The organism is Devosia elaeis (genome assembly GCF_001650025.1).
GTDB lineage: Bacteria > Pseudomonadota > Alphaproteobacteria > Rhizobiales > Devosiaceae > Devosia > Devosia elaeis.
Genome location: NZ_LVVY01000065.1, coordinates 1 through 20,704, shown reverse-complemented (window position 1 = coordinate 20,704; position 20,704 = coordinate 1). Strand labels below are relative to the sequence as shown.

20 protein-coding genes and 1 tRNA gene are annotated in these 20,704 nt (G+C 61.6%); 9 read left to right on the top strand and 12 right to left on the bottom strand.

Annotation, left to right across the window (positions count from 1 at the left end; all coding sequences use genetic code 11):
- Positions 1-39: 39 nt before the first annotated feature.
- From A3840_RS04190 to A3840_RS04160, 7 genes are all read right to left on the bottom strand, one after another.
- The gene (locus A3840_RS04190) at positions 40-429 is read right to left on the bottom strand and encodes an SUF system Fe-S cluster assembly protein (protein ID WP_067452359.1); all 390 of its coding nucleotides are present in this window, start codon (positions 427-429) and stop codon (positions 40-42) included.
- A gap of 11 nt (positions 430-440) precedes the next feature.
- Positions 441-1,661 carry a cysteine desulfurase gene (locus tag A3840_RS04185; protein WP_067452356.1) on the bottom strand — a complete coding sequence of 407 codons (1,221 nt, stop codon included), beginning with the start codon at positions 1,659-1,661 and terminating at the stop codon, positions 441-443.
- Between the two features lie 176 nt (positions 1,662-1,837).
- Positions 1,838-3,046 carry a Fe-S cluster assembly protein SufD gene (gene sufD / locus A3840_RS04180; protein ID WP_067452353.1) on the bottom strand — a complete coding sequence of 403 codons (1,209 nt, stop codon included), beginning with the start codon at positions 3,044-3,046 and terminating at the stop codon, positions 1,838-1,840.
- A gap of 2 nt (positions 3,047-3,048) precedes the next feature.
- Positions 3,049-3,810, bottom strand: coding sequence for a Fe-S cluster assembly ATPase SufC (gene sufC, locus A3840_RS04175; RefSeq protein ID WP_067452350.1), 762 nt, complete (start codon positions 3,808-3,810; stop codon positions 3,049-3,051).
- Positions 3,811-3,848: 38 nt separating this feature from the next.
- Complete coding sequence (locus A3840_RS04170; protein WP_067452347.1) at positions 3,849-4,349, bottom strand: cupin domain-containing protein; 501 nt, start codon at positions 4,347-4,349, stop codon at positions 3,849-3,851.
- Complete coding sequence (gene sufB, locus A3840_RS04165) at positions 4,346-5,875, bottom strand: Fe-S cluster assembly protein SufB (RefSeq protein ID WP_067452345.1); 1,530 nt, start codon at positions 5,873-5,875, stop codon at positions 4,346-4,348. Before sufB ends, A3840_RS04170 begins: the two co-directional genes overlap by 4 nt.
- 63 nt (positions 5,876-5,938) lie before the next feature.
- Positions 5,939-7,084 (bottom strand): cysteine desulfurase family protein, encoded by a 1,146-nt coding sequence (locus A3840_RS04160; protein ID WP_067452342.1) that lies wholly within the window; start codon positions 7,082-7,084, stop codon positions 5,939-5,941.
- 286 nt (positions 7,085-7,370) lie between these two features.
- Between A3840_RS04160 and A3840_RS04155 the strand changes: the two genes are divergently transcribed.
- On the top strand, positions 7,371-8,033 hold the full coding sequence (locus tag A3840_RS04155; RefSeq protein WP_067452339.1) for an alpha/beta hydrolase: 663 nt from the start codon (positions 7,371-7,373) through the stop codon (positions 8,031-8,033).
- Positions 8,034-8,186: 153 nt separating this feature from the next.
- Complete coding sequence (gene tyrS / locus A3840_RS04150) at positions 8,187-9,431, top strand: tyrosine--tRNA ligase (protein ID WP_067452336.1); 1,245 nt, start codon at positions 8,187-8,189, stop codon at positions 9,429-9,431.
- Positions 9,432-9,507: 76 nt separating this feature from the next.
- On the opposite strand, the gene A3840_RS04145 is transcribed toward tyrS, so the two are convergent.
- Positions 9,508-12,915, bottom strand: a complete 3,408-nt coding sequence (locus A3840_RS04145) for a YhdP family protein (protein WP_067452333.1) — start codon at positions 12,913-12,915, stop codon at positions 9,508-9,510.
- 247 nt (positions 12,916-13,162) lie between these two features.
- Here A3840_RS04145 and A3840_RS04140 point away from each other — a divergent pair, with 247 nt between their 5' ends.
- Both A3840_RS04140 and A3840_RS04135 read left to right on the top strand, forming a co-directional pair.
- Positions 13,163-13,639 carry a peroxiredoxin gene (locus A3840_RS04140; RefSeq protein WP_067452330.1) on the top strand — a complete coding sequence of 159 codons (477 nt, stop codon included), beginning with the start codon at positions 13,163-13,165 and terminating at the stop codon, positions 13,637-13,639.
- 79 nt (positions 13,640-13,718) lie between these two features.
- Complete coding sequence (locus A3840_RS04135; protein WP_165603118.1) at positions 13,719-14,858, top strand: M23 family metallopeptidase; 1,140 nt, start codon at positions 13,719-13,721, stop codon at positions 14,856-14,858.
- Between the two features lie 154 nt (positions 14,859-15,012).
- Here A3840_RS04135 and prfB read toward each other — a convergent pair.
- Positions 15,013-16,138 (bottom strand): peptide chain release factor 2 gene (gene prfB / locus A3840_RS04130; RefSeq protein ID WP_109442275.1). Its coding sequence is split into 2 segments (ribosomal slippage): positions 15,013-16,068 and positions 16,070-16,138, totalling 1,125 coding nucleotides; the frame shifts between segments, so codons are not numbered across the junction.
- Positions 16,139-16,284: 146 nt separating this feature from the next.
- On the opposite strand from prfB, the gene A3840_RS04125 reads away from it, so the two are divergent.
- A tRNA-Arg gene (locus A3840_RS04125) sits at positions 16,285-16,361 on the top strand.
- A 226-nt stretch (positions 16,362-16,587) separates the two neighbouring features.
- Positions 16,588-17,640: a hypothetical protein gene (locus A3840_RS04120; RefSeq protein WP_067452321.1), complete on the top strand. Its 1,053-nt coding sequence runs from the start codon at positions 16,588-16,590 to the stop codon at positions 17,638-17,640.
- Positions 17,641-17,651: 11 nt separating this feature from the next.
- Here the strand turns inward: A3840_RS04120 and A3840_RS04115 are convergent, their stop codons facing one another.
- Positions 17,652-18,014 (bottom strand): hypothetical protein, encoded by a 363-nt coding sequence (locus A3840_RS04115; RefSeq protein ID WP_342669887.1) that lies wholly within the window; start codon positions 18,012-18,014, stop codon positions 17,652-17,654.
- On the opposite strand from A3840_RS04115, the gene A3840_RS19390 reads away from it, so the two are divergent.
- Positions 17,998-18,360: a hypothetical protein gene (locus tag A3840_RS19390; RefSeq protein ID WP_131798243.1), complete on the top strand. Its 363-nt coding sequence runs from the start codon at positions 17,998-18,000 to the stop codon at positions 18,358-18,360. The two genes, A3840_RS04115 and A3840_RS19390, sit on opposite strands and share 17 nt — an antisense overlap.
- A gap of 58 nt (positions 18,361-18,418) precedes the next feature.
- Positions 18,419-19,291 carry a DUF2971 domain-containing protein gene (locus A3840_RS04110; RefSeq protein ID WP_067452318.1) on the top strand — a complete coding sequence of 291 codons (873 nt, stop codon included), beginning with the start codon at positions 18,419-18,421 and terminating at the stop codon, positions 19,289-19,291.
- Here the strand turns inward: A3840_RS04110 and A3840_RS04105 are convergent, their stop codons facing one another.
- Positions 19,292-19,723, bottom strand: coding sequence for a thermonuclease family protein (locus A3840_RS04105; RefSeq protein ID WP_067452315.1), 432 nt, complete (start codon positions 19,721-19,723; stop codon positions 19,292-19,294).
- The gene (locus A3840_RS04100) at positions 19,720-20,103 is read right to left on the bottom strand and encodes a hypothetical protein (RefSeq protein ID WP_067452312.1); all 384 of its coding nucleotides are present in this window, start codon (positions 20,101-20,103) and stop codon (positions 19,720-19,722) included. Before A3840_RS04100 ends, A3840_RS04105 begins: the two co-directional genes overlap by 4 nt.
- Here A3840_RS04100 and A3840_RS04095 point away from each other — a divergent pair.
- A partial coding sequence (locus tag A3840_RS04095) for a hypothetical protein (RefSeq protein ID WP_067452308.1) occupies positions 20,102-20,704 on the top strand: 603 nt, incomplete at its 3' end. The genes A3840_RS04100 and A3840_RS04095 overlap by 2 nt on opposite strands.

Here is a 20,704-nt window from a genome sequence, read left to right as displayed (position 1 = left end):
TATCGGCGTTTCACGATATATAGGGCGAAACGCGCCGGATTACCACCAGTTCAACGCGACTTGAGCTTCCTCGCTCATGCGGGACGCATCCCAGGGCGGGTCGAAAACCATGTTGACGGTGACATCCTGGATGCCTTCGACGCCGCGGGCGGCATTCTCCACCCAGCCGGGCATTTCCCCGGCGACCGGGCAACCCGGCGCGGTCAGGGTCATGTCGATGGTGAGGTTGCGGTCATCGTCCAGATCGACCTTGTAGATGAGGCCGAGCTCATAGATATCGACCGGAATTTCCGGATCGTAGACGGTTTTCAGCGCCCCGATCAGGTCGGTGGTGATGCGCTCCACCTCCGCCTCGGGAATGCTGCTGGGCATGGTGGGCGCGATCCGGGTATCGGTGGCGCTGTCTTCGGTCTTGGTATCGTCGCTCATGGCGGCCTTCCTCAGGCAAAAAACTTCTGGGCGCGCTCGATGCCATCCACCAGGGCGTCCACATCATCCTTGCCGTTATATAGGGCGAAGGAAGCGCGGCAGGTAGAGGTGGTGCCGAAACGTTGCAGCAGCGGCTGGGCGCAATGGGTGCCGGCGCGAACGGCGATGCCGTAGCGGTCGAGAATGGTCGCCACATCATGGGCATGGGCGCCGGCGATCTCGAAGGAGAAGATGCCGCCCTTGCCGGGCGCGGTGCCGATCATGCGCAGGGAATTGATGCGGCTGAGACGCTCCTGCGCATAGGCGGCGACGTCGTGCTCATGGGCCTCGATCGAATCGCGGCCCAGGCTTTCCATATAGTCGAGCGCGGCGCCCAGACCCATGGCCTGCACGATGGGCGGCGTACCGGCCTCGAAGCGATGCGGCGGCTCGTTATAGGTGACGCCGTCCAGGGTCACGGTCTCGATCATCTCGCCGCCGCCCTGATAGGGCTGCATTTCGGCGAGGAGGTCGTATTTGCCGTAAAGCACGCCGATTCCGGTCGGGCCATAAAGCTTGTGGCCGGTCATGACGTAGAAATCGGCATCGAGGTCCTGCACGTCCACCCTGGTGTGAACGGCGCCCTGCGAACCATCGACCAGCACCGGAATGCCGCGGGCATGCGCGATCGCGATCATGTCCTTGATCGGATTGATGGTGCCGAGCACGTTGGACATATGCGTAACGGCGACGATACGGGTCCTGTCGGTCAGAGCGGCCGCGAAGGCATCGAGATCGAGGCTGCCATCGTCACGGACATCGACGAATTTCAGCGCCGCCCCCTTGCGCTCGCGGTGGAAGTGCCACGGCACGATATTGGAATGATGCTCCATGATCGTGGTGACGATTTCGTCGCCTTCGCCGATACGCGGGCCGGCAAAGGACGAGGCCACGAGGTTGATAGCCTCGGTCGCCGATTTGGTGAAGATGATTTCCTCGATGCGGCCGGCATTGAGGAAGCGGCGAACGCTCTCGCGGCCGGCCTCATAGCCTTCGGTGGCACGATTGGCGAGGGTGTGAAGGCCGCGATGGACATTGGCATATTCATGCCGGAAGGCATGGTCCATCCGGTCGAGCACCTGCACCGGCTTCTGCGCCGAAGCGCCGCTGTCGAGATAGACCAGGCGATGGCCGTGGATCTGTTCCGACAGGATCGGGAAATCGGCGCGGACTTTTTCGAGGTCGAAGATCATCTTCTTGGTCCTAGTGAACCTGCGATGTTTCAGTCGTCACCCTCCCCCTTGCGGGGAGGGATCAAGGGTGGGGGGTGAGAGCCACGATATCCGGGCTCCCGCACCCCCTCCCATCCTCCCCCGTTCAGGGGGAGGTGCGCGCAGTGCCGGTGGCACCATCGCGGCCTATCAACGGCTTATTGGCCCAGCAACCAGCCGTCCACGACGCCCTGCAGGGCCTCGTTCAGCGCCTCGTCTTCGACCGGGTCGAGCAGTTCGGCGATGAAGCCGCGGACCAGCATGGTTTCGGCTTCGGCCTTGGGAATGCCGCGGCTGAGCAGGTAGAAGAGGCTGTCTTCATCGAGCATGCCGCAGGTGGAGCCGTGGCCACACACCACGTCGTCGGCGTAAATTTCCAGCTCAGGCTTGGAGAGGATTTCCGCCTCGTCGGACAGCATCAGGCCCTGATGCATGAACTTGGCATCGGTCTTCTGCGCATCGCGCGCGACCACCAGCTTGCCCTGCACAACCGCCTTGGACCGCCCACGGGCGATGGACTTGAACAGCGGCTGAGACGAGGTGTGGGGCACCGCGTGGCTGGTCTCCATCGTGATATCGGCATGCTGGCCTTCGGACACGAGGTTGAGCCCGGTCACATCGGCATGCGCCTCTGCCCCGCCCATATGCGGGAAGAGATGCGTGCGGGACAGGCCGGCGCCGGCATGGATGATCAGCGTGCGCAATTTGGCGCCATCGCCCAGGTGATATTCGTTGGTGGCGAAATGGCTGACGCCCCGGGCGCTGAGATCGAGCGTGATATGGGTGACCACGGCATTCTTGCCGAGCGCCATATAGGTGGCGTGGTTGCCGACATGGGCGGCATCGGAACCCGAGAAGGTTTCGAGGATGACGGCAGAGGCGCCATCGGCCACGAAGACCTTGAGCGCATCGGCGACGTGTGCAGCCTCGCCCTCGATGCGGCGTTCGACCTGGATGACCGGATCGACGCTGTTTTCGAGCGTGAGCGTCAGCGCTTCCTTGGCCAGGCCGTTATTGACATGGACCAGCACATCGTCGCGCGTCGTGAGCACGCCACCCTGCGCCTTGCCGACAATAACGCCGGCCGGCGCCGTCGAGGCGTTCTGGATGACGCCATTGGCGATCATCAGGTTGAAGGCGCCCGGCACGCGCAGCGCAGGCGCGCTGGCTTCGTTGGCCGGCTGACCCAGGGCGGGAATGGCCCGGAGCAGCATCTTCAAATCGGTGTAGTGATAGGATTCGACGCGACGGGTCGGCAGGCCGGCCACGCTGATGCGTTCGGCCGCCTGATCGGCACCGGCCGACTTGAGCTGATCGATCAGGGCCTGTTCGGCGGCCCCAAGCCTTACGGGAAAATTGGGACGCATGGTCAGGCCGCCTCACCACCGTAATTGGCATAGCCTTCGGCTTCGAGCTTGAGCGCCAATTCCTTGTCGCCGCTTTCCACGATCCGGCCATCGGCGAAGACGTGAACAACGTCGGGCACGATGTGGTTGAGCAGGCGCTGGTAATGGGTGATGACCAGCATGGAACGCTGGCCGTCGCGCAGGGCGTTGACGCCCTTGGACACGACCTGGAGCGCATCGATATCGAGGCCGGAATCGGTCTCGTCGAGCACGGCCAGGGAGGGCTTGAGCAGCGCCATCTGCATGATTTCCGCGCGCTTCTTCTCACCGCCGGAGAAGCCGACATTGAGCGGACGCTTGAGCATGTCGTTGTCGATATTGAGCTGCGAACCGGCTTCCTTGACCAGGCGCATGAATTCGGGCGTCGTCAGTTCGCCTTCACCGCGCGCCTTGCGCTGCGCATTGATGGCGGCCTTGAGGAAGGTCATGGTGGCCACGCCCGGGATTTCGATCGGATACTGGAAGGCCAGGAACAGGCCGGCAGCGGCGCGCTCGTCCGGTTCCATTTCCAGGATGTTCTCACCGTTGAGCAGGATTTCGCCCTCGGTGACCTCGTAATCTTCCTTGCCGGCAAGCACGTAGCTCAGCGTCGACTTGCCCGAGCCATTGCGGCCCATGATGGCATGGACTTCGCCGGGCGGGATGATGAGGTTCACACCCTTGAGGATTTCGCGTTCCTCGATACGGGCATGCAGATTGCGGATTTCAAGAACGGGAGTGGTCATGTGTAGTCTCCAATTTCGGAGGGATTGGCTGGCGGCGCTCAGGCGCCCGGCTCGCCGTCCCAATAATCGAGTGTGTGCAGGCCCTCGCGGCCAACATGGCGAAAGCGTCGGTCGGCCGCGACGCGGCTCATGACCTGGAATTTCCCCGAATCCGGGTACTCGCAGACCTCAGTTTCCGCGACGGTGGAAACGCCCAGATAGCGCAAAACCGAATTGCCGGTATTGGCTATCTGATGCGCCGTGTCGTGCCCGCCTGCCGCAGCACCAAGAACATCGCCTGCTTTGATGGCATGGCTATCGGGACCAAACCGATAGGTCCCTTCGCCTTCGAGGATGACAAACATTTCCTCTTCCACATGGTGATTGTGGAAGGGAGTGCTGGACTTGCCGGGCGGGATCTCGTTGTAGCGAATACCCATGTCCTTGAGACCCAGCAGTGCGCCGAAGGATGCGTCCGCCCCCTTATAGAGGCTCCCCTGCTCAAACGGCACAAGCTGCAGGTCAGCGAGGCTGACGATGGGTCGGGTGGCTGACGTCATCCGACGCTGCCTTCGAGACTGATCGAGATCAGCTTCTGGGTTTCGACCATGAATTCCATCGGCAGGTGCTGAAGCACGTCGCGGACGAAGCCGTTGACGATCAGCGCCACGGCTTCTTCTTCGGAAAGACCGCGCTGCATGCAATAGAACATCTGGTCGTCGGAAATCTTCGACGTGGTGGCCTCGTGCTCGAAGACCGCGGTGCCGTTGCGGCTCTCGATATAGGGCACGGTGTGCGCGCCGCATTTATCACCGATCAGCAGGCTGTCGCACTGGGTGAAATTACGGGCGTTCTTGGCCTTGGCATGAGCCGAGACCTGGCCGCGATAGGTATTGTCCGAGAAGCCGGCGGCAATGCCTTTGGAGATGATGCGGCTGGACGTGTTCTTGCCCAAGTGCAGCATCTTGGTGCCGCTGTCGACCTGCTGGTGACCGTTCGAAATGGCGATCGAGTAGAACTCGCCGCGCGAACCGTCGCCGCGCAGGATGCAGCTCGGATATTTCCAGGTAATGGCCGAGCCGGTCTCCACCTGGGTCCAGGAAATGTGGGAATTGACGCCGCGGCAATCGCCCCGCTTGGTGACGAAATTGTAGATGCCGCCCTTACCGTCCTTATCGCCCGGATACCAGTTCTGGACGGTGGAATACTTGATCTCGGCATTGTCGAGCGCGACCAGTTCCACCACGGCGGCATGGAGTTGGTGCTCGTCGCGCATGGGGGCCGTGCAGCCTTCCAGATAGGAGACGTAGCTGTCATCGTCGGCGATGATCAGCGTGCGCTCGAACTGGCCGGTCTTCTTCTCGTTGATGCGGAAATAGGTCGACAGCTCCATGGGGCAGCGGACGCCCTTGGGGATGTAGACGAAGGACCCATCGGTGAAGACCGCCGAATTGAGCGTGGCGTAGTAATTGTCGGACACCGGCACGACCGAGCCGAGATATTGCTTCACCAGCTCGGGATATTCACGCACCGCTTCAGAAATCGAGCAGAAGATGATGCCGTGCTTGGCCAATTCCTCGCGGAAGGTGGTGACCACCGAGACCGAGTCGAAGACCGCGTCCACCGCCACATTGGCGCCGAACGGCGTGCCCACGGATTCAGCCGCGCCCTCGACACCGGCGAGGATCGCCTGCTCCTTGAGCGGAATGCCGAGCTTTTCATAGGTGCGCAGCAATTCCGGATCAACTTCGTCGAGGCTCTTGGGGCCCTTAAAGCTCTTCGGCGCCGCATAATAGCTGATCGCCTGGAAATCGATCTTGGGATAATGGACCTTGGCCCAGGTCGGCTCGTCCATGGTCTGCCAGCGGCGGAAGGCGTCGAGACGCCATTCCAGCATCCATTCCGGCTCATCCTTCTTGGCGGAAATCAGACGGACCGTATCCTCGGAGAGGCCGACCGGCGCGACATCGGATTCGATGTCGGTTTCGAAGCCGTATTTGTATTTGTCGACGTCGAGCGCAAGGACCTGCTCGACGGTTTCCCGGTCGATTTCTTCCTTGAGCGTTGGAATATCGTAATCCGCCATAAGGCTCTCCTTTGTGCCCATCGGCGGTTCAAGGCCGCCGCGAACGAGTACATAGTTCGGCAGCTAGGCTGCCTTCCCTGCCCGCTTCTGGCGGGAAAGGAACGTTTCAAATCCAGCGAGGAACGCGGTCGCGTCCTCGCTCGTCGAATTCCAGCCGAAGCTGACGCGCAATGCGCCGCCGGCCAGGGCCTTATCGACGCCCATGGCGGCAAGGACGTGGCTGGCGCCAACCTTGCCGGACGAACAGGCCGAGCCTGAGGAAATCGACAGGCCCATCAGGTCGAGCGCCATCATCGCCGTCGCATTGCCGATACCGGGCACTGCGAAATTGACCACATTGCCCACCCGCTCGGCTTCGGCGCCGAAGATCACCACGTCCGGCGCCATAGCTTTCAGCCCGTCCTCGACCTGCCGCGTCAGCCCCGAAAGCGCCGCCGCGTCGTAAGTGCTCGCGTCGGCCGCAGCGCCGAAGGCCGAGATCAGGGCGGCGGATTCGGTGCCGCCGCGACGGCCCTGCTCCTGCCCGCCACCGGGTATGAGCCGGACGATATCGGCATGGCCCTTGACCAGAAGCGCCCCGATTCCGGCCGGCGCGCCGATCTTGTGACCGCTCACAGCCATCATGTCGGGTGCCGAGGCGGCGAAATCCAGAGGCAATTTGCCATAGGCCTGGACCGCGTCGATGAACAGTGTGTGACGCGTCGGGCCGATCAGGGCGTTGAGGCGGCCCATGGGCTGGATCACGCCGGTCTCGTTGTTCACCCAATGCAGGGCGACCAGCAGGGTAATATTTTCCGCATCGGCCCGGCCCAGGGCGGCGGCAAGTTGATCGAGATCAATGCGGCCCTGGCTGTCCAGCCCGATTGTCCAGAGCGGCAGGCCGGTAGCTTCGGCCGCTTTCGATACGGCAGCGTGTTCGCCCGCCGACAGCGCGATGGCTCCGGCCGCGAAGGCCTTAACACCGCCGACAATGGCCTGGGTGATGGCCTCGGTGGCCGAGCCGGTAAACACGACCTGGCGGGTTTCCGCACCGGCCAGGCGCGCGACGCGCTGCCGACCGGTCTCGATGAGGTCGCGGAGTGCCCTGCCATGGCCGTGGACGGAGGAAGGATTGCCGGTGAGCTCGAGCGCGGCAAGCAGCGCCGCCCTCGCCTCGGGACGAAGCGGGGACGCGGCATTATGATCAAGATAGACCGCCGGTCTCGTCATCTCACCTTCAAGGGACGCCTGCGCGTCCGTCATACCTCACATGCCCGGCCCGGGACGCTGCCGGCCCGCGAAAACCAAACACTTCTTGAAATTTCGAGCCCAACTTCATTACAAGGGGCGCTCCAACTGGCCGAAACACGGCCAGAAACCCGTTTTGAACAATTCTAAACTGGTTTTTCGGACCCATGTTTTAGGGAGCCCACGGCGCTTAGTCAAGCCGCGCGGGGTGCTTTCCCGGGCCCGAAAGACCATTGTGACAGAGCCTCGAAAGGCCGGAAACAAACCCATGCCTGAAGTGATCTTCAACGGCCCGGAAGGGCGCCTCGAAGGCCGGTACCAGCCGGGCAAGGAACCCAATGCGCCGGTGGCCATCGTGCTGCACCCGCATCCGCAATTCGGCGGGACGATGAACAACCAGATCGTCTACAACTTGTTCTACATGTTCGCCGAGCGCGGCTTTTCGGTCCTGCGCTTCAATTCGCGCGGCGTCGGCCGCAGCCAGGGCGTGTTCGACCACGGAATCGGCGAGCTGTCCGACGCCGCCGCGGCGCTGGACTGGCTGCAGACCATCAATCGCGAGTCGCGCGGCTGCTGGATCGCCGGCTTCTCCTTTGGTGCCTGGATCGGCATGCAATTGCTGATGCGCCGTCCGGAGGTGGAAGGCTTCATCTCGGTGTCGCCGCCGGAAAATCTCTATGATTTCTCGTTCCTGGCCCCCTGCCCGTCCTCGGGCCTGATCATCCATGGCGACAAGGACCGCGTGGCCCCGCCCTCTTCGGTCCAGAAACTGGTGGACAAGCTGAAGACGCAGAAGGGCATCACCATCGAGCAGCAGATCGTGGAAGGCGCCAACCACTTCTACGAGGGCAAGATCGACGAATTGACGACGCGCTGCGCCGAATATCTCGACCGTCGCCGTCAGGAGATCGCGGACGGCGGCGGGCGCTAAGGCAGCAAGAGCGCATTAAGCTGCGATCACATCCACTGCGGCGTCATCCCCGCGAAAGCGGGGACCTCCGTTTCTACCATGGCATCCCAAACAGGGCCTTCCGCTTTCGCGGGAACGACCCGGTGAAAGGGATGGCACCTCGGATCGCACAAAATGACCAAGTTCAAATCCGACTTTCTTCGCGTCCTCGATGAGCGCGGATTCATTCATCAGATTTCCGACCCCGAGGGGCTCGACAAGCTGGCCTCGGAAGGCCAGATCACCGGCTATATTGGTTACGATCCCACAGCGGCGAGCCTGCATGTGGGACACCTGACCCAAATCATGATGCTGCACTGGCTGCAGGCAACCGGCCACCGGCCCATCGCGCTGATGGGCGGCGGCACCGGCATGATCGGCGATCCGAGCTTCAAGGACGAGGCGCGCAAGCTGCTGGGCGTCGAGGGCATCAGGTCGAACATCGAGGGCATCAAGTCCAAGTTCGCCAATTTCCTCCAGTTCGAGGATGCGGGCGGCAATGGCATCATGGCCAATAATGCCGATTGGCTGCTGGGGCTCAATTATGTCGAGTTCCTGCGCGATGTGGGCCAGCACTTCTCGGTCAACCGCATGCTGAGCTTCGATTCGGTGAAGCTGCGCATCGATCGGGAGCAATCGCTGAGCTTCCTCGAATTCAACTACATGATCCTGCAGGCCTACGATTTCGTCGAGCTGAACAAGCGCTATGACTGCGTGTTGCAGATGGGCGGCTCGGATCAGTGGGGCAATATCGTCAACGGCATCGATCTCGGGCACCGTATGCTCGGTAAGCAGTTCTATGCACTGACCTCGCCGCTGCTGACCACGGCCTCCGGCCAGAAGATGGGCAAGTCGCTGGGCGGGGCCATGTGGCTGAACGCCGACATGATGAGTGTCTACGATTTCTGGCAATATTGGCGGAACACCGAGGACGCCGATGTCGAGCGCTTCATGAAGCTCTTCACCATCCTGCCGCTCGACGAGATCGCGCGGGTGGCGGCCGGCGACATCAATGAAGCCAAGAAGCGCCTAGCAACGGAGGTGACGGCCATGGTGCATGGCCGCGCAGCGGCCGAGGAAGCCGCCGAGACCGCCCGGGCGACCTTTGAAACCGGAGCCATCGACCTGTCCCTGCCCACGGCCGACGTGACCCATGCCGAGCTCAATGCCGGCATCGGCGTGCTCAATGCCCTGGTCAAGGCGGGGCTTGCAGCCTCCAATGGCGAAGCGCGTCGGCATGTCGCCTCGGGCGCCGTACGCGTCAACGATGCGGTGATCGAGGACGAGCGGCTGATCCTGGCGGAAAATGCCCTGCTGCCTGAAGGCGTCATCAAGCTCTCGGTCGGCAAGAAGCGGCATGCGCTGATCAGGCCGGTTTAGGGGAAGGCCCCTCACCCGCCCTTCGGGCGACCTCTCCCCAGGGGGAGAGGTAAGAAGGCGCCCTTGAGGCGCCTTTTTATTGCGCGTCGGGCAATTCACGCGATCGGAACTCGAACAATTCGCGCAGGAAGCCCGGTGCCAGCAGCGAGAGCGGGTTGACCAGGAATTGGGGCTGGTTGAGCGGCCCCCGCACCGCGAAGGTGACGCCGACCAGGCCTTCACCATTCCGCCCGCCCAAGAGCGGCCCGAGAATCGGTATCTGCGAGAAGGCGTTGTTGAGGCCGAAGAGCGGCACATAGGTGCCATTGAGATCGTATTGGCGGCGATCGGTATAGATGAAGCCGCGCAGAGAACCGCCGACCGTATCGCCGGCCAGAACCGCATTGAGAACCTCGACCCTGTCGCTCTTGCGGATGAAATCCACCTGCCCGGCCTCGAAATCGAGACGATTGCTGGCAGCGATGGCAGCGCGGGAATCGGAATGATTGCCGAGCACTTCGATGACGTTGGCTTCATCCACGATACCGAAATTGCGCATGATCAGCTGACCGGTTTCCTGATCCTGGTTGCGGTCGGTGGTCATGACGAGACTGCCCGAGCCGCCGGCAAGCTGCGAATAGATACCGAGCAGGCGCAGCACGGTGCCGGCATCGTTGAAGGCCATGACCAGGGAGCGACCATTGGGCGCGGGATTGGTGGTGATGGAGATCGCATTGCCCTCGCCGAACTGGGCCGACAAAGTCGCGCGGCTGAGCTGGGTGCCCCGCAGCACCAGGTTGAGGTCCAGGTTGAAGGCGGTGGTGGCATAATAGCCCACGGCGCGATCGAGCTGCACATCGAGCGCAATGGCGGCATTGAGCTGCGTGCTCTGCAACCCGCCGCTGCCTTCGCCCAGGCTGAAGAAGCGGCCCAGCACCGGCTTGAGGTCGAGCTGACGCCCGCGGATACGCACGGCATAGCCCCCGTCCATCGGCGCGAGGCTGACGCTGGCGTTATCGCCGCTGCTGAGCGCAAACGTGTCAAAATTGGCCGAGACAAGGCCGTTCTCCGCGTGGAAATCCAGCGCGCCATTGAGCCGGACATTGCCGAAAGCCAGGGCGATGTCCTCTAAATGGGTCAGCGCTCCGTCCGGCCGGACGATGGCGCGCAAGGTACCCGGTGTGCCGCGGGCCTTGGAAATGCCGAGATCGCGGATGGTGAGGCCGGCCTGTTCCAGATCGATGGACATTTCAAGCGCCCCGTCGGGCAGCGGCTGGGCAAAGAAACGGACCTCGCCATTGAGGAACTGGGAGGCGTCGAAACCCATGGCGGCCAGATCGGACACGGCCATTGTCGAGGCCAGGCGGATGGTCGGTTCGGTTTCCGGCGTGCCCTCGATGGAGATTTCGGCGTCCATGCCGTCGATTTCAGCGCTTCCGCCCACCTGGTAGCCGAGCTGGGAAGCCGAAAACGCTAATTGGCCATTGCCGATGCGACGCCCCTGGATCGGCTCGGCGCTGGCGAAATCGACTGCATTGCCATTGACCACGTAATCCACCTTCAGGGGCCGGCCGGTTTCCTCGTCTCCCAGGGCGATGGTGGCGACGAGGTCCATGTCGAGCGCGCCTGTGAGGCCATGGAGATCGATGGGCAGGTCCAGCCCGGAAAGCGCTCCCGGCTGCTGTTCCTCCACCAACGCCAGGATGGCCCGAATGGGGGCCGCGAGTCTGCCAGACAGCTCGATAATGCTCTCGCCCGGCACGGAATTGTCCATGACCAAAGCCGGATTGGTCACCGCGACGACGCCCCCTGCACTATCGACCGTGCCGCCTCCGCCGGCCACCGAGATATTGGCGTCATCCACCCGCAGCCGCGTATCGCCCTCGATGACGATCGGCGGCATGGCCGGCGTCGGCTTGACGGCGACGCCCTCGCCGACGATCTCGATCTGCATGCTGTCCTGAGGGATAGGCTTGACCTCTCCGGCCATGGCCAGGGAGCCTACGGGAAAGTCGAAGGTCATGCGGGCATCCTTGACTCGCCCGGCAGTGACATTGGCCACGAACCAGTCGCGGCTTTCCTCGCCCATGAGATAGGGCCAGAGACGCTTGAAATCGTCCGCGCTGACGCCCTGCCCCGCAATCGTCATGTCCACGGCCATGCCCGCGCGGAGCATGTCAAGGCGACCCGCTGCTTCAACGACTGCATCGCTCTTGTGCACCACCAGACGATCTACACCCAAAGCGCCATAGAGCGGCGCCGACCAGCCGGCGAATTCCACGCTGTCGAAGGGTTCTTCCGGCGCGGCCATGTCGTTGGGGTGGATGAACACGTCGCGCGCCTTGAGCGACATGCCGATGGTGGGACCAAAATCGGGATCGAGTCCCATGGCGAAAATCCCGGACAATCGCGCCCTGCTTTCGCCGACCTGGATGGCGCCCTCGCTCAATTCGAACTGCCCCCGCACAGGGTCCCAGGCGACATCCAGAATGGAGCTGACCACGGGAAAATAATCATCGGAAAGGCGCAGGTCGGTGCCGGTGAGATCGACCTTGAAGTCGCCGCCCAGCACCTTGCCTTCATCGGCGCTGAACGCCACGTCGATGGACAGAGCGCCCGCGCCGCGCATGGCCGCCAGGCTGTCCCTGTCGTCGATGAACGGCAGGAAGGCGGAAAAATCGAGATTGGTGATATCGGCGCGCAGCCGTCGTGTGCCGTCCTCGTCGATGGAGCGCTCGACCGTGCCGTAAACTGTGCGGCCGCCTATCGATGCCGAAAAGTCCCCTTCGACCCGCTCTTCGCGCGGCACCGGGCCGATATCGAGCGAGACCTCGCGAAACTGGCGGAAGAGACCATAGACCGGATCGGCCATGTCCACCTGACCGTCGCGGATGACCAGGCGAGAAAAGCGGCCCTGGGCGGTCTGCTCCACAAGGTCGACCAGGGCCACCTCGCTGGCCTCCAGATTATAGACCAGCCAATCATTGTCCGAGCGCATGGGCAGCGGATCGCCGGACTGAAAGGCAATCCCGGACCCCGATATTTCCACGGCCGGAAAACTCTCGTCTCCCTCCAGCACCCGCAGCGTCGGCGGTGCGCCATTGCTGCCCTCAACCAGTTCGAAATTGGCGGGGCGCGGCCCATAGAGATCCTGGATCATCTGCACATGCGGCGCCACCACGGTGACTGTCGTGCCCGGCTGGCCGAATAGTGCCCGTGCCGGCGAGAAGCCGATTTCGAGCGCCTCCATGGCAATTCGCGCGCCGGATTTGCGGTCGAGGTAGCTGACCGGCTCGAAGCGCAGGACCGGCCAGACGCCGCGCTCCAGCGCCAGCGCCAGATCGCCCATGGTCAGCTCGGCCGTCGGCGGCAGGAAGGACTGGACGAAGCTGCGGATAGCCGGACCGGTAAAGGGCATGCGGATGGGCGTGACCAGCAGGACCGCATAGAGGATCAGCAGGATCACGCAAGGGATGCCCACCAGCCACACGGCCCGCTTGGCCATCCGGCGTGCACGAGAGCGCCGTGGCGGCTGAGGCGAAGACTCCGGCTTGTCTGTCGAAATGGTCGCTTCGCTCACTTGTCGCCACGCCGGGGGCAGATCGGTCACCCTGCCGCAAGAATCATCCGCTCGAGGCGGTCCATTGTTCGATGATACCGGCTGTAATGTGGCGCTGACACCCTCTAGGTCATTTCCCCCCTGACTTGGCCGAAAAATGCTCTATTGAGGGACATCGACAAGGAACAGGCCGATGACTCATCTTCAAGAGGGCGACCCTGCCCCGGCATTCACCCTGCTGCGCGACGACGGCTCGACGATCACACCAGCCGCCCTCAAGGGCCGGCCGGCAGTGCTGTTCTTCTACCCGGAGGACGATTCGGGCGGCTGCGTCGACGAGAACCAGGAATTCTCGGCGCTGGCCGCCGAATTCGCCGCGCGCAGCGCCGAACTGATTGGCATTTCGCCGGACGATGTGGAGAGCCACCGGAAATTCCGCACCAAATACGGGCTGGCAATTCCCCTGGGCGCGGATCCTGAGCGCAAGACCATCGAAGCCTTCGGGCTGTGGCAGATGAAAAAGCTCTATGGCCGGGAATTCATGGGATTGGTGAGAACCAGCTTCATCATCGGCGCCGATGGCCGGATCGCCCGGATCATCCGGGCAACGCGGATCAAGGGCCATGCCGCCAAGATGCTGGCCGCGCTCGACGAGGTGCTGGCTGGGTAAATTCTGCCGCGTTTTCGCCTTTCTTAACCAAACCTCGCCATATTTCGCTAACCATGTTGGTGCCTATGGGGTGGGTGGCGTGCATCAATCAGCCAGTTTCGGGGCCCGGAAGAATCAGGGCGGGGCGGTCGTGCGGAAAGGCGTTCATCCCGCCCTCTTCTACGGCATGTTCGCGCTGCTTCTGGCCGGCAATGCCGTAACGGGCACGGCCCTGCTCATGGCTCCCGACATCGCCAGGCTGATGGGCGGACAGAACGATCTCGTCATCTCCGCCTACGAAGACCGGCTGGCGCAGATGCGCGTGGAAATCGACCGGCTGCATTCGCGCAGCTATGCCCAAGCCGGCGACATCAACCTGCAATTGCAGGAACTTTCCCAACAGCAGGACGTGCTCCTTGAGCAACACCAATTGGTGCGCGCGCTCGTCGACAAGGCCGACCGGCTCGGCCTCGCCAATCTCGATCTCGATATGAGCGGCCCGGCCGAATTTTCCATAGTCACCACCGCGGACGGCAATCCCGACCTCGCCGCCACGACCGACAATGTCGTCCGCATGATGGCCGAAACGCAGCAGGCCATGACCGGCATCGCGACGGCCGCCACGCAGCGCGCCGACAACATTATCGGCGAACTGGGCAGGCTCGGCATCCAAACCGAAATCCCCGACATGACCCTTACCGGCATGGGCGGCCCCCTGCTGGCGGCAACCGGCAGCGGCGAAAGCGCCGCGCTGGTCGAGGATGCGAATGCAGTCATGGATGCGCTGATGCGTTACAAGGCCGCCAGGGACAGCCTGACGCTGGCGCCCGTGCACATGCCGATCACCGGCAATTTCCGGCAAAGCTCAGGCTTCGGCAATCGCAAGGACCCGTTTACGGGCGGCCGCGCCTTCCATTCCGGGCTCGACTTCGCGGCGCCTTCCGGCACGAGCGTCTTCAGCGCCGCCGACGGCGTGGTCAGCTTTGTCGGCGAACGCTCGGGCTATGGCAAGGTGGTCGAGGTGGAGCACGGCAACGGGCTCTCCACGCGCTACACCCATCTCAGCGGCTACCTGGCCCGGGTCGGCCAGAAGGTCAGCATCGGCACACCCATCGCCAAGGTCGGCTCCACCGGCCGTTCGACCGGCCCGCACCTGCATTTCGAGGTGCGCCGCGCCGACCAGGCCCTCGATCCCAAGCCGTTCCTGGATGCGGGTAAAAGGCTTCTGGCGATTTTATAGGCCCTTTTCCTTCTCCCCCGAGGGAGAAGGTGACGCGAAGCGCCGGATGAGGGGTTCAGCTTCGCGTTCTTTCCGAGAAGCCTTCACCCCTCACCCCACCCCTCTCCCCTGAAGGGGCGAGGGGGCGATGAGTCCGCCATTTGCGTAAGCTCGCCTATTCTTCGGCCGCGACATCCGTGGCGACGCCGACGCGCTGGGCGAGTGCGGCTTCCATGAAGTCGTCGAGATCGCCGTCCAGCACCACCGAGGGCTGGCCGCTTTCCACGCCGGTGCGCAGGTCCTTGACCATCTGATAGGGCTGCAGGACATAAGAGCGGATCTGGTGACCCCAGCCGATATCGGTCTTGCTCGCCGATTGGGCCATGGCGGCTTCTTCGCGCTTCTGCAGTTCCATCTCGTAGAGACGAGCCTTGAGCATGTTCATTGCCGTCGCCCGGTTCTTGTGCTGGCTACGTTCCTGCTGGCACGCCACGATGATACCGGATGGAATATGGGTGATGCGGATCGCCGAATCCGTGGTGTTCACGTGCTGGCCGCCCGCGCCCGAAGCGCGATAGGTGTCGATCTTGAGATCGGCTTCGCGGATTTCGATGTCGATTGAATCGTCCACGACCGGATAGACCCAGACGCTCGAAAAGCTGGTGTGACGGCGCGCCGCCGAATCGTAGGGGCTGATGCGCACCAGGCGATGCACGCCGCTTTCGGTCTTCATCCAGCCATAGGCATTGTGCCCCTTGACCAGGATGGTCGCCGATTTGATACCGGCTTCTTCGCCATCATGCATTTCGATGGTTTCGACCTTCATCTTCCGGCGTTCGGCCCAGCGGGTATACATGCGCAGGAGCATGTTTGCCCAATCCTGGCTTTCGGTGCCGCCGGCGCCCGAATGGATTTCGACATAGCAATCATTGCCGTCGACTTCGCCAGAAAGCAGAGTCTCGATCTGGGTGCGGCGCGCGGTGTTCTTGAGTTCGACCAGCGCGTTTTCGGCATCGCGCACGATCTCCTCGTCGCCCTCGGCTTCGCCCAGTTCGATGAGTTCGACATTGTCGGCAATGCCCGTTTCCAGAGCGCGCACCGTCTTGACGGCCACATCGAGCTCGTCACGCTCACGCATGGTGACGCGAGCCTTTTCAGGATCGTTCCAGAATTCGGGAGATTCGGTTTGCGCGTTCAGCGCGTCGAGGCGGAGTTGAGCTGTATCCCAGTCAAAGATGCCTCCTCAGCAGGGTCAGAACCTGCTCGATTTCGGCGACGGTCTTTTCGATTTCCGTACGCATTGTCGTTCCTTTTCGTGTCGCGCTCCGTTTAGCGGAGGCCGCCGGACGGATCAACCCGCAAGCCGGTCGCACACCGGGAATTGCCGCTCCACGCCTCCGGTTCACAGTTGAAAAGGAAGCGGCCGGCTGCTAGGTCGAAGTCGGCTGGTCCCGTAGCTCAGCAGGATAGAGCACAGGATTCCTAATCCTGAGGTCGTGAGTTCGAATCTCACCGGGGCCACCACCTAACTCCTTGAAAACGTTGTTGTCGTCAGGGCCAGCTATTGGGACGACTTGACATTGGGACGACATTGGGACGACCATGCCAAAATATGGATTCGTGTCGCCAGAGCCGTTTACCACCACAAATCGCCGGAAAGTTCACCACTAACTTCCCGCCTGAGTGGTGAAGTTCGTTGTTGAGAAGCCATTGTCCGACCAGAATACCGGCAGGATTCGGGGGGATTGGCATGAAGCTGGTGCGTGAAGCGCGAACACTAAAGACGAAAGCCATCTGCTCGATGCGGGCCGGGATGTCTGCCTTCAACAGCTTTGATGACGACGGTCGGGTCACCGCAATTCTGCTTCACCTGCAGCATTCGTGCGAAATGCTCCTCAAGGCAGTCTTGGTTCAAAACAAGGCAAAGGTGTTCGACAAGAACACCGGCAAATCGCTCGGCTTCGAGAAATGCCTGAGACTATGCACGTCCGATCACGGCCTAACTGCAGACGAGGCCGGCGTTATGCGTGCTATCGACAGCCTTCGCGATGCCGCTCAGCATTGGTATGTCTTCGTTGCCGAGGACATCCTTTATTTGCACACGCGGGCGCTGATCACGGCTTTCGATGGATATCTTAAACGCGCGCTCGATGATGATCTGGTATCCCACATCCCTCTCCGCGTGTTGCCGATCTCGACGCACCCGCCCGGGGATTTTGAGTTCTTGGTAGACCGCGAATATTCGTTGGTGACCGAACTGCTCCAGCCAGGTCGACGTGCTCGAGACGAAGCCAGAGCGCGGATCCGTTCAATGCTGGCGATGGAAGCCATCATCGTGGACGAAGTGGAGATCTCTGAGCGAGACATCGATCGGATCGAAAAGGCGGTGAAAGCCGGCAAGGAGTTCGCCGAGGTATTCCCTCGACTCGCGACTGTGGGGACCAGCACTGAAGGCGAAGGCATCAACATGACGGTGCACTTCAGCAAGAAAGAAGGCGCGCCCGTTCGATATATCGGAGGTGACGATCCCGGCGAAGCGGCTGCCGTACGAGAGTTGGACTTGCAGAAGAAGTTCCATTCGAGAGCAAGCGAGTTAGCCCAGAAGCTCGGTATCACCATGCCAAAATCGAAGCTGCTGCGCGCACACTTGGGCATCGATGACGACGCTTCGTGTCGTCATGTCTTCGAATTTGGCGCCCAGAAGATCCCATGTTTTTCGGACAACGCGGTGCGGAAAATGAAGGATTGGCTCTCCGCAGAGGAGAACGACATTGAGGAACTCTGGAACAATCGCCCTCGCTGACTTCAGCGCCCTCATTCCATGTCCGGCACGTCGCCGGTACTGAACAGCACCTCTGGCTCGCCGAACTCGCCTTCATCGGGCCGCGCTGGGCGCTTCCACGCGATGACACCGGCATAGCCCCGGGACATCAGCTTCGCTCGCTGCACCGCCGAATGCTCGCTCGGCATCTGCTGCGGCTCGAATGCTGGCCGAAGCTCGCCGTCCTCCCCGCGCTCAAAGGCGGCCAAAACGATCAGCGTCGTGCTTTTCGCTACTGGCGGCTGCCCTGTGCTCTGCTGTTTTAGGCGCATCGTGATCGCTCCCTGCTTGCCATGATCGATGCTCCGAAAATAGAACATAACAAGAACACCATTCAACATGGATTCGATGACCAACAGCCCGCCATCATCGCTTTTCTATCGCACACGGCTTGGCCAAGCAGCGAAAGCACATATGCTGATCGTGGCCCATTGTCGGTCCTGCCGCAGATTGCGGACTTATCTGGCGAGCGATCTGATCGCGGCAGGCTACAACGCAGAATCCTTCGTCTGCGACCTGTTCGGCCCCTATTGTCCTCACTGCGGCCAAGGCTGGCGTTGGCGAGTGCGGGAGCGGCATCCGAATAGCGATGATGTCGGGAATACGGTCATCCGCAGACCTGCCGGCGAGCGGCGCATCCAGCTCTGGCGTGACGAGTTCTATGGCCCGCCGCGGAAGCAAGATGACACGCCAACCTTCTAGAGAGTAACAATGATATGCGGAATCGGTCCGCTAGAAACAAGAGCGCTTCTCGGTTCGCATGGCCTATTTTGAGTATAAACCAACAACGCCTCTCTTCTATTACACCGGCATTGACGCCTTCGAAAACATTGTCCGCTCTAAGAAGCTTTGGCTGACTGATGTGACCGCTTCCAATGACCCTCGAGAGGTCAATCTCGGCAGAGAGATGTTCTCGGCTGCCATCAATGCATTGACCGAAGATGATATTCCCTTGCTCAATAGGCGCGACCTCGCGGCATTCCTCGCCGACGTTCTGAGGTTCAGCCGCACCAGCACCTGCTATACCGTTTGTTTTGCTTTGGCCGGCGATGAATTGCCCATGTGGAGAGAATACGCCACAGGGGGCTCAGGGGTATCGATCGCCTTCCGACCTACGGCGATGAACGCCATGCCTGGGCGCATGCAACTCGTCCGCTACGCGGATGAGACCACGCCTGCCGTCTTCCGCGATGCCGCAATCAGAGCAGCACTCACTATGGGCAAACCAAGGTCTGTGTCCGCAATACTCGCCGCATCCGAAGCCTTTGCCACGTTCACTTCGCTTAAGCATCGGACGTGGGCGTATGAGCGCGAAGTTCGCATGATCTTCAACCAAAGAGACGAGAAACCCGACCCGAACGAGATACTCACCCAGATGGTCAGCGCTCATCCTGATGGGTCCATAATCGAATGGGCACCACCCTTAACCCGGGAGTCGCGGGGGCGAACGGTGAAGTATTTCGAGTTCCCCTTCGGTCGACACACGAAGAACGGCCCCGATCCGCGGCGAGCCATCGAACACATTCTGCTTGGGCCCAAATGTGCCATGTCTGCCGCCGAGGTGACGGCGATCCTAGAAGCAGAGGGCTACGAAGGCTTCACGATCAAAGCATCGGACTGTCAGATCCAGTAGTCAGCACCAGAACAGCGAGCCATCAGGCCATTCTCGAGCCAGCCCTTCTTCGATCAAGATGTCGCCGACGTCCACACCGTCGATGCGGACCGTCCCCTCCCACCGATTCCCGGTCGTATCGACTCCGTACTGCTCGACTGTGAACGGTCGCGTATTGATCAACTCAAGCAGCCGTGCGCTCGCTTGCGCCGCCAGTTCGACTTCGAGAGCCGTTTGCCCCTGCGGGCACTTCGAGTTGTGCGCGGTCGGCTCGGGAGTGTCGAAATCCTGCAGCCTCAGGTTTGCCCCATAGAACCAGATCGTATCTCCATCGACGACGCAGTGCTTTTCGGGCCCGTTGCGCTCCCCGGGATGACACATTCTCATGGGCTCTTGCGCGGCGGCCGACAAAGTCATGAGCGCGGTTATCGCCGCGCCGGTCAGCAGTCTCATCGTTTCTCCAAGTCGTCGAGCAGCTCAGCCATCGTCATCACCGTGACCACGCCATCGCTGGCCCGCTGCGGTCGCTCATGTCCTGTGGCACCGAGCTCAGCGAGCAGCATGCGGCAGGTGCCCGCGCCTTCCTCCGCGCATTCGGCTTCGCGCCGGTGCGCTGGAATCGACTGGAAGTAGGCGAGCTTCTTCCCCAGTCGACGGAACTGATCCTGCCGTTCACGCTCGGCTTTGCCTGCATTCGGAACTCTCATAGCATCAGCACCAAAACTCGCTTCCATTCGGCCATGTCTGGCCAGCACCTTACCCCCCGCAATCAGCTTCCATTTGAACCCAAGTCCGCCTAGCTTCCAATCCCTTACACAATAAAGGACAGCCATGGGCGACTACGTACTTTTCCAGATGTGGGGGCCCTATCGCGCTTCGCTGATCGAGCAGCATAAGTTCTATGTCAAAGAAGCCCGCAATCGGTTGCTCTCGAGGTTCGACGACATCGAAGCAGATTCTGACAAGGCGGCAGACGAGTGGCTTGAAGCAAGCGGCAAATGGTTCGATCCCGACAACGATGATCCGGGGAGCTATTACGAAGCGGCCAATGATGTCGGCATTCAGCATTATCAGATGCTCAGAGATATGCGCGAGCAAACTCGCCTGAGCGTCGTGGCCGGCATGTACCATCAGTGGGACAAGGCCCTTCGAGATTGGCTCGTCCGCGAGATTCAGCATTGGCATCGTGGTGACAACGTTCGTGCAAAAGTCTGGGGAGCAGACTTTGTCCAGATAATCGATCTGCTGGAGAGTTTTGGGTGGGCATTGCGCGCCGCACCATATTTCAAATCACTCGACGCCTGCCGGCTGGTGGTCAACGTCTATAAGCATGGCGAAGGGGCGTCGTTGCAGGATTTGAAACAGCGCTATCCAGAGTTTTTGCATGATCCGTTCGCGTGGAGCGCACCCCATTTTGACCGGACAGCCGGCATA

What these genes read in the sequence shown, in the direction of transcription:
- A3840_RS04190 (WP_067452359.1), bottom strand. Translation starts at nt 429, where the DNA reads ATGAGCGACGATACCAAGACCGAAGACAGCGCCACCGATACCCGGATC.
- A3840_RS04185 (WP_067452356.1), bottom strand. Translation starts at nt 1,661, where the DNA reads ATGATCTTCGACCTCGAAAAAGTCCGCGCCGATTTCCCGATCCTGTCG.
- sufD (WP_067452353.1), bottom strand. Translation starts at nt 3,046, where the DNA reads ATGCGTCCCAATTTTCCCGTAAGGCTTGGGGCCGCCGAACAGGCCCTG.
- sufC (WP_067452350.1), bottom strand. Translation starts at nt 3,810, where the DNA reads ATGACCACTCCCGTTCTTGAAATCCGCAATCTGCATGCCCGTATCGAG.
- A3840_RS04170 (WP_067452347.1), bottom strand. Translation starts at nt 4,349, where the DNA reads ATGACGTCAGCCACCCGACCCATCGTCAGCCTCGCTGACCTGCAGCTT.
- sufB (WP_067452345.1), bottom strand. Translation starts at nt 5,875, where the DNA reads ATGGCGGATTACGATATTCCAACGCTCAAGGAAGAAATCGACCGGGAA.
- A3840_RS04160 (WP_067452342.1), bottom strand. Translation starts at nt 7,084, where the DNA reads ATGACGAGACCGGCGGTCTATCTTGATCATAATGCCGCGTCCCCGCTT.
- A3840_RS04155 (WP_067452339.1), top strand. Translation starts at nt 7,371, where the DNA reads ATGCCTGAAGTGATCTTCAACGGCCCGGAAGGGCGCCTCGAAGGCCGG.
- tyrS (WP_067452336.1), top strand. Translation starts at nt 8,187, where the DNA reads ATGACCAAGTTCAAATCCGACTTTCTTCGCGTCCTCGATGAGCGCGGA.
- A3840_RS04145 (WP_067452333.1), bottom strand. Translation starts at nt 12,915, where the DNA reads ATGGCCAAGCGGGCCGTGTGGCTGGTGGGCATCCCTTGCGTGATCCTG.
- A3840_RS04140 (WP_067452330.1), top strand. Translation starts at nt 13,163, where the DNA reads ATGACTCATCTTCAAGAGGGCGACCCTGCCCCGGCATTCACCCTGCTG.
- A3840_RS04120 (WP_067452321.1), top strand. Translation starts at nt 16,588, where the DNA reads ATGAAGCTGGTGCGTGAAGCGCGAACACTAAAGACGAAAGCCATCTGC.
- A3840_RS19390 (WP_131798243.1), top strand. Translation starts at nt 17,998, where the DNA reads ATGGATTCGATGACCAACAGCCCGCCATCATCGCTTTTCTATCGCACA.
- A3840_RS04110 (WP_067452318.1), top strand. Translation starts at nt 18,419, where the DNA reads ATGGCCTATTTTGAGTATAAACCAACAACGCCTCTCTTCTATTACACC.
- A3840_RS04105 (WP_067452315.1), bottom strand. Translation starts at nt 19,723, where the DNA reads ATGAGACTGCTGACCGGCGCGGCGATAACCGCGCTCATGACTTTGTCG.
- A3840_RS04100 (WP_067452312.1), bottom strand. Translation starts at nt 20,103, where the DNA reads ATGGCTGTCCTTTATTGTGTAAGGGATTGGAAGCTAGGCGGACTTGGG.